Below are 9,991 nucleotides of genomic sequence, written 5' to 3' on the forward strand. Positions count from 1 at the left end.
GTAATGGTGAGAAAGTCCGAACGTGCGCCTGGAAAGACCAAAAGCGAAACGACCCGATTGTCCGGCCAAAATCCGATAAACCTGATATATACGTTCCAGTGAACGATAGCAAGTACTAGACGGAACTGCTCCTCATTCGATGAGAAATCAACTGCTTATTCCCTTGTGAATGGATCTAAACGAGCGGCGTGGTAGCAGAGATTATGCCACTACTTACCCGTGCTATTCGGGCATGGGCACTTGCCGCCAGGGCCAAGGGTTGAAAAGCCGAGAATGGTGCGCCGTTGGATGCGGAGGTCAGTCGAGGCTATCCACCGGCGCAGGGGCAGACCCTCAACATGGAAGAGGCACGACGACATGTGCTCGCAGCTTTTCCGATCCGTATGAGATTGTCGCGCAGGCGCCGGTCTGACTGCTCAACCGAACGGTCGTCAGCATGTACTTGACCCTGTGGTGATGCGGCTCGCGGACCAGCAGAGTCTGCTGGACCTCCGCGCGTTTGCCATCGGTGATGCCTTCCAGCCTGTTTATTTCTGCAATGTGGTCCCGCAGGAGATCGTGGCACATGCCGTCACCGGCGTACCCGCAACCGCGATCGCACCATCGGCAGCCGCGGCCTTCTGGCCGGTGGCGTCGAATTGCTTGAGGTAAGCAGTCAAGTCCTTGATCCGCTGTTCGTCCTTCAGCCCGGCATAGACCATCTTGGTGCCCGGCACCTTGGCCCTCGGATCCTTGATGTATTCGGCAAATACCGCCTCGTCCCAAGTGATGCCTGAGTTCTTGTTGGCCGGCGAGTAGTTGTATCCTTCCACTGTTCCGGCCTTCCGGCCGAAGAGACCGTTGAGCACAGGGCCGACTGCGTTCTTTGCAGCAGGGCCGACCTGATGGCAGGCTCTGCATTGCGCAAACACCTTCTCACCGGCTGCTGCATCCTGGGCCTGAACAATCGTCGGACTGAACGCCAATGTGGCGAATATGAGAACAGCAAAGCGCATTGGATGGCCCATGAGTAACGGCGGTTGCCATGGCACAACAGGAGAGGGGCCAAGCAGTTCCATGAACCCTGCCTGCATGAGCAGAGATCCTGTGAAGTTTGACAGCTTTAGATCCTTGTTACCTGTTCGCTCCAGAACGCTTGTTGCAATGCACAATCTCTATTTGCCGTGCATCAATGCTTCGAGCTTATTGGTAGATTCCGCACATGTCAGGTCTCGCACCATTCCGCTCTGTGCAGCTATCGGTGCGGTTGATTGCAACGAGCGGCGAAGCACAGAAATGGGGGAGGTCAATATTCCATTCGATCACTAATGATTGACTGGTGTTGGAAGCGTTCTAAGATTCATAGTTCAGTTGCTGCGTGACGGTGCGCCCATAATTAAAATCCCGGAGGAGCGAGATGGTCAGCCTGACGATCAATGGAACCGTTCATCAAGTCGATGCTGAACCAGATACGCCTCTGCTGTGGGTCATCCGCGAGCAGGTCGGGCTCACCGGCACGAAATATGGCTGCGGCGTTGCGCAGTGCGGTGCCTGCACCGTTCATGTGGATGGCGTTGCCACCCGTTCCTGCAGCCTACCCATATCGGCCGTCACGTCTGAACAGAAGATCGTGACCATCGAGGGCTTGTCCGCGGACACATCGCACCCGCTGCAGAAGGCGTGGCTCGAGCTCGACGTTCCGCAGTGTGGCTATTGTCAGACAGGTCAGATCATGGCGGCTGCGGCGCTCCTTCAGGCCAACCCAGATCCCTCGGACGAGGACATCGTGGCCGAGATGTCGAATATCTGTCGGTGCGGAACTTACAACCGCATCAAAGCGGCGATCAAACTCGCTGCTTCAGAGAACCGCGGCTGACTGGGATCAGGAGGAAACAATGCCCGCAGCACTCGATGTATCCCGTCGCTCATTCCTCGTCGGTTCCACGGCGGCAGCAGGAGGGCTGGCGCTGGGCTTCAACATTCCCTTCACCGGGGAAGCGCTTGCGCAAAGCGCCCCGGAGATCAACGCCTGGGTGATGGTAAGGCCGGATGAAACAGTAGTGGTTCGCGTCGGTCGCGTCGAGATGGGGCAGGGCACATTGACGGGCCTTGCCCAGCTCGTTGCGGAAGAGCTGGAATGCGACTGGGCAAAAGTGACGACCGAGTATCCGACCCCCGGCCAGAACGTTGCCCGGAGCCGGGTTTGGGGCAACTTCCAGACCGCCGGAAGCCGTGGTGTCCGGGACTCGCACGATTATATGCGCAAGGGGGGCGCCGCCGCCCGGCAGATGCTGATCCAGGCCGCCGCCAACGGGTGGGGAGTGCCGGCCGGCGAGTGCACGGTCTCCAAAGGCGTGATCACTCACCGGTCGTCAGGCCGCTCGACAACTTATGGCAAGGTCGCCGAGGCGGCCTCGAAGCTTGAGGCCCCTAAGGACGTCCAGCTCAAGGATCCTAAGGACTGGACGATTGCCGGAAAACCCGTCAAGCGGCTCGACACCGCTGAGAAGCTGAACGGCTCCCAGATCTACAGCATCGACGTGAAGCGTCCAGGGATGCTCAATGCGGCCATCAAGGCCTGTCCGGTGTTCGGCGGGAAGCTCAAGAGCTTCGATGCCGCACAGGTCGAAGGCATGCCTGGGGTCAAGAAGGTCGTCGCCGTGGGCGACAACGCCGTTGCGGTCGTTGCCGACACGTGGTGGCGTGCCAAGACGGCCCTCGACGCCCTTCCGGTCGAATGGGACGGGGGCCCGAATGCCGCACTCTCCAGCGAGGGCATCGATCAGATGCTCAAGGAGGGGCTGACGGCGGAGCAGGCCTTCGTCGGCAACCAAGCCGGCGACGTCAAAGCGGCCATGGCCGGCGCAGCCAAGAAAGTGGAAGCCGACTACGGCTTCCCATACCAGCACCATGCCACCATGGAACCCATGAACGCCACGGCTCTGTGGACCAACGAGAAATGTGAGGTCTGGACCGCAACGCAGAATGCCGAGGCTGCCCTCGCCACAACAGTGGCCGCCTCGGGTCTGCCGATCGACAAATGCGATGTCTACCGCCACAACCTCGGCGGCGGCTTCGGCCGGCGCGCCACAAGCCACGACTACGTCCGTCAGGCGGTCCTGATCGCCAAGGAGATGCCGGGCACGCCCGTGAAGCTGATCTGGTCCCGTGAGGAGGACATGCTGCATGGGCACTATCACCCGATCACTCAGGCAAGGATGGTCGGTGCCCTCGATGCGGACGGCAATCTGACCGGGTTGCAGATGCGCATCTCCGGTCAGTCGATCCTGGCAGGCGTCAACCCTCAGGGGCTCCAGAACGGACGGGACCCTGCAACCTTCCAGGGTCTCAACCCGACCGGAACCGAGGGTGTGCTCGGGTACACGATCCCGAACCTGCTCATCGATCATGCCATGCGAAATCCGCCGATTCCGCCGGGCTTCTGGCGTGGCGTGAACAACAATCAGAATGCTCTGTATCTCGAGTGCTTCATGGACGAGCTGGCGCATGCCGCCGGCAAGGATCCGCTCGACTTCCGGCGCAAGCTGCTCGTCAACCACCCCAAGCACCTCGCCGTGCTCAACGCGGTGGCCGAGAAGGCTGGCTGGGGCATGCCGGCGCCGCAGGGTGTTCACCGTGGGCTCGCCCAGCACATGGGCTATGGCAGCTATGTTGCAGCCTGCGCGGAGGTCTCAGTCGGGGATAACGGCGTGCTTAAGATCCATCGCATCGTGGCGGCGACGGATTGTGGCCATGCGGTGAATCCCCAGCAGATCGCGGCCCAGATCGAAGGCTCATTCGCCTACGGCCTGACCGCCCTGCTATACGGTGAAATTACTCTGAAAGACGGCAAGGTGGAGCAGGAGAACTTCGACACCTATCAGATGATGCGCATGGACGAGATGCCAGAAGTGGAATCCATCGTGATGCCATCGGGGGATTTCTGGGGCGGTGTCGGCGAGCCGACGATCTTCGTGGCGGCTCCGGCGGTGCTGAATGCCATCTTTGCCGCGACCGGAAAACGAATTCGTTCCGGCCCGCTGACGAAAGCCGACCTGCGCAAGGCTTGAGGCCGTGAGCAGAAGGCGTCTGGCATCTGCTCTCACGCTGGGAGGCATGATGTCGATGGCGGTATCGATGATGGCCGAAGCGGCGCCGGCAGCGGCCCAAGGCATGGCGCCTCCCGGGGCCACGGCCTGCTCCGGCTGTCATGGTTCGGGTTCTCCGGGGGCAGCTGTCCCTCCGCTTCACGGCCGCTCCGCGGAGGAGATCGCTGCTGCCATGCAGGACTACCGGACGGGTCAGCGTCCGGCAACGGTCATGGATCGCATCGCCAAGGGCTTCACGGACGAGGAAACCCGCGCCATTGCTTCCTGGCTCAGTCGGCAACCCTGAGAGTTCGGCATGTCTCAAGCCCCGACCCGAAGGACGCTTCTGAAAGCGGCAGCCGTGGGCGCAGCCGCCGCTGCATTCCCTCGCCGTACGGCTGCCCAGTCCTCGCCGCGGGTCGTCGTTGTTGGAGGCGGTTTCGGAGGGGCCACGTGCGCCCGGGAACTGAAGCGGGAAGGGCTAGCCGTAACTCTTGTCGAATCCAATGCAGTCTACACCGCCTGCCCCCTCAGCAACGCCGTGCTTGCAGGCCTGCGTTCGATCGAGACGCAACAGTTCAAGCTTGATGCAGTCGAGGGGGAAGGGATCGACATCGTCCGGCAGAGAGCGACCCGTGTCGAGCCACAAGCCCGGCATGTGATTCTCGCGGACGGCTCGTCCCTTGATTACGACCGTCTCGTTCTCTCTCCAGGGGTCGACATCAGGTTCGACGCCTTGCCCGGCTATGACGAACCGGCAGCCGAGATCATGCCGCATGCCTGGAAGGCTGGAGAGCAGACGCTAATCCTGCGCCGCCAGCTCGAAGCCATGGCTGACGGTGGTACGGTCGTCATGGCGGCTCCCGCCAATCCGTTTCGCTGCCCGCCAGGGCCATACGAGCGGGCGAGCCTGATTGCTCATTACCTGAAGACGTACAAGCCGCGGTCCAAGCTCCTGATCCTGGATGCAAAGGACAGCTTCTCCAAGCAGCGCCTGTTCCAGGCCGCGTGGCAGGAACTCTATCCCAACATGATCGAGTGGGTGTCTTTGTCGTCCGGCGGAAAGGTTATCGAGGTCGACGCGAGAACCAGGACGCTGGTCACCGATTTCGGACGGCATACCGGCGACGTCGTCAACGTCATCCCGCCGCAGCGGGCCGGCCAGATCGCTCAGGCGGCGGGCGTTGCAGATCGGAGCGGATGGTGCCCGATCGACCCCGTGACCTTCGAGTCCCGCCTTCAGCCGAATATCCACGTGATCGGCGACGCTTCGATCGCGGGCGGCATGCCGAAATCGGCCTTTTCAGCCAACGCCCAGGGAAAGGTCTGTGCTGCGGCTATCGGGAGGCTCCTGCGAGGCGAGGCTCCGGCCGAGCCAAAGCTGATCAATACCTGTTACAGCCTCGTAGCGCCCGATTATGGGATTTCCGTCGCCGGCGTATACAGTCCACGCAACGGGGTGCTGACCGATGTGGAGGGGGCTGGCGGCACCAGCCCTGTGAACGCACCGCCTTCCTTCAGGGCTCAGGAAGCTGCCTATGCCGAAGCTTGGTTCCAGACCATCGCCAGTGAAGTCTACGGCTGATGAACTTACGGTGGCGGTGGCCGCTCTGGCACTTCTCGCCATCATCCCCAGCCAGGCCAGGGCGCAGGTGCTGCCCTATCAGATCGTTGGTGACGCCATCCCGGAGCCGCTGACAGGGGTCAGGGGGGATCCTGCCCGCGGTCGTGCCATCGTCGTGGATCGTCAAAAGGGCCTTTGCCTTCTGTGCCATGCCGGTCCCTTTCCGGAGCAGCGCTTTCAGGGAAACCTTGCTCCCGACCTGGCAGGAGCCGGGGCGCGCTGGTCGGAAGGCCAGCTGAGGCTCAAGATCGTCGACAGCAGGCGGCTGAACCCTGCGACAATCATGCCGCCCTACTACAACATGGACGGTCTCGTTCGGGTCGGCCGGAACTGGCAGGATAAGTCCGTGTTGAGCGCAGAGCAGGTCGAGGACGTGGTGGCGTTCCTCGCAACCCTAATGGAGAAGCCATGAGCCGGAAGCCGAGACTCGTTGAGACGTCGAGACGCGAGATTCTTGCAGCCGGCGCGGGAGCTCTGGCGCTGATCGTTGCTCGCCCCGCCCGGGCTACGCCAGAGAGCATGGCTGGCGCCATCAAAGCCTTCGCGGGCGAGGCTGAGGTGCGTGAGGGGAGGGTGACCCTCGAAATTCCCGCACTGGTGGAAAACGGCAACTCCGTACCCCTGACGGTGAAGGTCGACAGCCCGATGATCCCGCAGGATCATGTGAAGACCATCGCCGTATTCAACGAACGCAATCCGCAACCGAACGTCGCTCTTTTTTACTTAAGCCCACGGGCTGGTCGGGCCGTCGTGTCCACCCGCATACGATTGGGGGACTCGCAAAACATCGTCGCGATTGCTCAACTGAGCGACGGCACATTCTGGTCCGGCAAGGCCGAACTCATCGTCACCTTGCCGGCCTGCGTGGAGAGCTGAACATGGCACGCGCACTCATCAATGTCCCGGCCAGAGCCAAGCGAGGGGATGTCATCGAGATCAAGGCTCTTATCTCGCATCCGATGGAGACCGGATATCGAACGGGGCCTGCCGGAGCGCTGGTGCCGCGCGACATCATCAATCGATTCATCTGCACCTACAACGGTGAGGAGATCTTCAGCGCGGATTTGTTCCCGGCCATCGCGGCCAACCCGTTTTTCTCCTTCACAACGACTGCCGTGGAGAGCGGCCGGATCGCGTTCCGATGGATCGACGACCGCGGACAGGCACATCTGGAAACAGCAGAGATCACGGTCGAATGAAGGGAAAGCTGAATGGCTTCGCGCCGTCCGCCGGGTTTGCGGGCGTGCTGAGCCTTTGTGCCTCCCTTGCCGTTGCTCAAACGCCGCCGATGTCGGAGCGCAGGTCCGGGTTTGAGTTCATGAGCCCTGAATCACAGGCCACCCAACAGGACGACTTCTCAAACCCAGGCATGCTGTGGGTTGCCGAGGGCGAGGCGCTCTGGAGCGCGAAGGCTGGTGCCACCGGACGCTCCTGCGCCGAGTGTCATGGGGATGCGGCCATGAGCATGAAAGGCGTTGCCGCACGCTATCCTGTGTATTTCGCCGAGAGCGGACGGCCGATCGATCTCCAGACACGCATCAATATCTGCCGGAAGGCCAACCAGAACGCCACGCCCTTTCCTCTCGAAAGTCGGGAGCTTCTCGCGATCTCGGCCTTCATCGGAAAGCAGTCGCGCGGCATGCCGATTACAACGGGTGAAGACAAGCGCCTTGAGCCGTTCCTTGCGCGCGGGCAGGAAATTTATGAACAGCGGCAGGGTCAGCTGAACTTCTCATGCGCCAATTGTCATGACGATAACTGGGGGAGAAGACTTGCCAGCAGCGTGATCCCTCAGTCCCACCCAACAGGTTACCCTCTCTATCGCCTGGAATGGCAGAGCATGGGATCCCTGCAGCGGCGGCTGCGCAACTGCATGATAGGAGTTCGAGCGGAGCCTTACCCCTATGGCTCGCAGGAATATGTAGAGCTCGAACTGTTCCTGATGACCCGCGCCAGGGGCATGCCCCTGGAAACGCCAGCCGTCCGGCCCTGACGGGAGTCAAAGTTGCGGGCTAGCCGCTTGTGGGCTTATCCCCCAGTTTGGGTCCCACGGTGAGGGATATTGCCTCGCCCGGCTTGAGCCCGTAGGCGGCAAGGGCCTGGCTCAGTTCCTGTGCCGCAGTCCCACCCCTGACTTGATCGCCGGAGATCTTCTTGTTCCAATTGTCGGACTCGTTTTCCGGAGGCATCCAGCCGAGGCGCTTGAGCGCTTCGGGGGTATCCTCCTTCATGAGAGGATAGTTGAACTTGCTGACTGCTTCTGCGAGCAACCCATCGTCGGCCCGGATGACGCCGACGAAGTATTTCTCCTTCTCACTGTAGACCTTTGCCGTCATGTCCGGCTGGGATGCAACGAAAGTCACCAGATCTGACAGGCACTTTTCACTGAAGCGTCTCAGTTGCTGCGTCATCGTTCCTGCGCATGATGCCTCATCGCCCTGCTGAGCGATCGCCGCTCCCGAAATGGCGGCAGGGGCGAACAGTACAACAGTTGCGACCTGAAGAGTCTTCTGCCACCAGATCATCGGGTCTCTCCCATACGGATGATATGGACCAACAGAGCTCAGGATTTTCGGTTCCGAGCTGACTCGATCACATAAAGAGGCTGGGGCAGGGGGTAGGCTGCTTCTAGGGGCATTCAGGTTGAGTGAATCCTGGCAGGAGAGGATCGTCACAGCTCAAGCTTGGCAGATAAACCGCCTTCGCCAATGCATTGAAGGGCGTGAGGCTATGATGAGACCTTCTGCAGATTAACGCCTTCCTATAATTGACCAAATGCAGGCCGCACTTCCAGCGCTTGAGACTCCTGTCCCAAGCTCAAGAACGATCCCCTAGCAATCGTTCATCCCGGTATAGAGGTGCGCAGATCCCGGTGAGGCGATGGCGCCTCACCACGTGCAAGGGCAGCCGCTTGTTCCAGGGAAAGGCCTTTGACAAGAGGATCAGCGTGTCGGTGGGCTAAGTGCCATCCCGCTTTATCACGACGATAGACAAGGGTAACTCGCAACGCCCAGTCCTGGACTGGAAGACCGCCGACCTCAACATGCGCCCGTTCGATAATCACGAGGACCACCATATCGGTGGAACTGTAAGCTTGAACGAGATCCTGCTCAAAGGTGCCGTTCTTGAAGAAACGACCCATCGCTTCCATCCGCTCGCGCGTGTACTCCGTCGCATATGTAGGCGTCCCGCCGAACGGAGACATCAACGTGAAATCATCGGTGAGAGTGATGAGATCAACGTAGCTGTTGATGTCTCCACGCATGAGCGCCGCGTTTGCCTGTGCGCTACGCTGGATGAGGCTGGTCACTTCCTTATCAGTTGGATGGGCCGACATCATAATGCGTTCTCCTCAAGCCCCTGATGGTTGAGTTTAGCAGGCAACGCGAAGTCCTCTCTGTGACAAACGTCACATATCGACACCGATGCAGGGGATCTATGGGCTGAGACGACAATTCAGCCTGCACGCTGCGCTGGTGAAGGTCCTCTATGAGTTTCCCTCGAAATTAGCCTCTGTCAGAGTTTCAGCTACGGCGACCATCGTCACAGCAGCGGCGACGTGGTCGGGTTCCGATCATGCGAGATGAGTGGATCACGAGCATCTGCTATCTCCTCGTCTCTGCTCCGGATTTGCGACGGACTACTCAGAGTCCCAGGGCGCCTGTGAATGGGTACGCAGGGCAGCCTGCTCAAAGGGTCCTGCGGGTCGCATCGGACTGTGAACGTTGACCGACTGCCCTGGGGTTGTCTTCATGCCTGCAAGCTCTCATTGATCAGGAAATCTCCGGCCCTGAAGCAGTAATTTGTACGATAGGATCGTTGACCTAGCAGGATACGAGGCAATAAATCGCGAAAATTTCATTGAGGTGCCAATTTCATGCCGCATTTAGCAATGAAAAACTTGGCGTCAGAGAGTAGTACTGAGATTTTGTAACTGTAAGTTCGACAGAGTACAATATTAGTAGATTTCGTTCTGCGTATATCCCTCCCAGAACCGCGATTCTTTCCGCAAATTTCCACTGAGTAGAAACGGTATATTCAACATCCTCTTCATGAGAGGATTTGAGTTCCTTTGGGCTGAAATTTTAATCCTAGGTCTGGTGTTGCACCGAGCGGCATGAGCGATGCTCGCGCCAAGCTGCACAGTTCAGTCTGCCCCCCCCCTCCTCAACAGATCCCCACCGAACTGAAACCACCATCAACCGCATGGACAAGGAGAATACGAATGGCTTTGTATTTCGAACCCGGTACTTTTGGCATCCAGAACAGTGGGGATGCGTACAGCTATAGGTCGTCTGGG

11 protein-coding genes are annotated in these 9,991 nt (G+C 59.9%); 8 read left to right on the forward strand and 3 right to left on the reverse strand.

The genetic code is table 11. The features are described 5' to 3' along the window. Nucleotides 1-527: 527 nt before the first annotated feature. Nucleotides 528-995: a c-type cytochrome gene (locus tag AC0QTX_RS26515; protein ID WP_474606796.1), complete on the reverse strand. Its 468-nt coding sequence runs from the start codon at nucleotides 993-995 to the stop codon at nucleotides 528-530. Nucleotides 996-1,396: 401 nt separating this feature from the next. Between AC0QTX_RS26515 and AC0QTX_RS26520 the strand changes: the two genes are divergently transcribed. From AC0QTX_RS26520 to soxA, 8 genes are read left to right on the forward strand one after another with little or no spacing between them, the layout of a single operon-like run. After that, nucleotides 1,397-1,855, forward strand: a complete 459-nt coding sequence (locus tag AC0QTX_RS26520) for a (2Fe-2S)-binding protein (protein WP_474606786.1) — start codon at nucleotides 1,397-1,399, stop codon at nucleotides 1,853-1,855. Nucleotides 1,856-1,874: 19 nt separating this feature from the next. Further along, nucleotides 1,875-4,049, forward strand: coding sequence for a xanthine dehydrogenase family protein molybdopterin-binding subunit (locus AC0QTX_RS26525; protein WP_474606787.1), 2,175 nt, complete (start codon nucleotides 1,875-1,877; stop codon nucleotides 4,047-4,049). Between the two features lie 55 nt (nucleotides 4,050-4,104). Next, a complete protein-coding gene (locus AC0QTX_RS26530; RefSeq protein ID WP_474606788.1) occupies nucleotides 4,105-4,374 on the forward strand; it encodes a c-type cytochrome in 270 nt (89 codons plus the stop codon). Between the two features lie 9 nt (nucleotides 4,375-4,383). Beyond that, nucleotides 4,384-5,652 (forward strand): FCSD flavin-binding domain-containing protein, encoded by a 1,269-nt coding sequence (locus AC0QTX_RS26535; protein ID WP_474606789.1) that lies wholly within the window; start codon nucleotides 4,384-4,386, stop codon nucleotides 5,650-5,652. Further along, nucleotides 5,636-6,103, forward strand: a complete 468-nt coding sequence (gene soxX, locus AC0QTX_RS26540) for a sulfur oxidation c-type cytochrome SoxX (protein WP_474606790.1) — start codon at nucleotides 5,636-5,638, stop codon at nucleotides 6,101-6,103. The genes AC0QTX_RS26535 and soxX overlap by 17 nt, the downstream gene beginning before the upstream one ends. Next, nucleotides 6,100-6,567, forward strand: a complete 468-nt coding sequence (locus tag AC0QTX_RS26545) for a SoxY-related AACIE arm protein (RefSeq protein ID WP_474606791.1) — start codon at nucleotides 6,100-6,102, stop codon at nucleotides 6,565-6,567. Before soxX ends, AC0QTX_RS26545 begins: the two co-directional genes overlap by 4 nt. 2 nt (nucleotides 6,568-6,569) lie before the next feature. Then, nucleotides 6,570-6,890 carry a thiosulfate oxidation carrier complex protein SoxZ gene (soxZ, locus tag AC0QTX_RS26550; protein WP_474606792.1) on the forward strand — a complete coding sequence of 107 codons (321 nt, stop codon included), beginning with the start codon at nucleotides 6,570-6,572 and terminating at the stop codon, nucleotides 6,888-6,890. Then, nucleotides 6,887-7,684 carry a sulfur oxidation c-type cytochrome SoxA gene (gene soxA / locus AC0QTX_RS26555; RefSeq protein WP_474606793.1) on the forward strand — a complete coding sequence of 266 codons (798 nt, stop codon included), beginning with the start codon at nucleotides 6,887-6,889 and terminating at the stop codon, nucleotides 7,682-7,684. The genes soxZ and soxA overlap by 4 nt, the downstream gene beginning before the upstream one ends. Before the next feature lie 19 nt (nucleotides 7,685-7,703). Here the strand turns inward: soxA and AC0QTX_RS26560 are convergent, their stop codons facing one another. Both AC0QTX_RS26560 and AC0QTX_RS26565 read right to left on the reverse strand, forming a co-directional pair. Beyond that, nucleotides 7,704-8,216, reverse strand: coding sequence for a TY-Chap domain-containing protein (locus AC0QTX_RS26560; protein ID WP_474606794.1), 513 nt, complete (start codon nucleotides 8,214-8,216; stop codon nucleotides 7,704-7,706). Nucleotides 8,217-8,533: 317 nt separating this feature from the next. After that, nucleotides 8,534-9,031, reverse strand: coding sequence for a YybH family protein (locus AC0QTX_RS26565; protein ID WP_474606795.1), 498 nt, complete (start codon nucleotides 9,029-9,031; stop codon nucleotides 8,534-8,536). Between the last annotated feature and the right edge of the window lie 960 nt (nucleotides 9,032-9,991).

This window comes from Microvirga sp. jy35, from assembly GCF_056148915.1.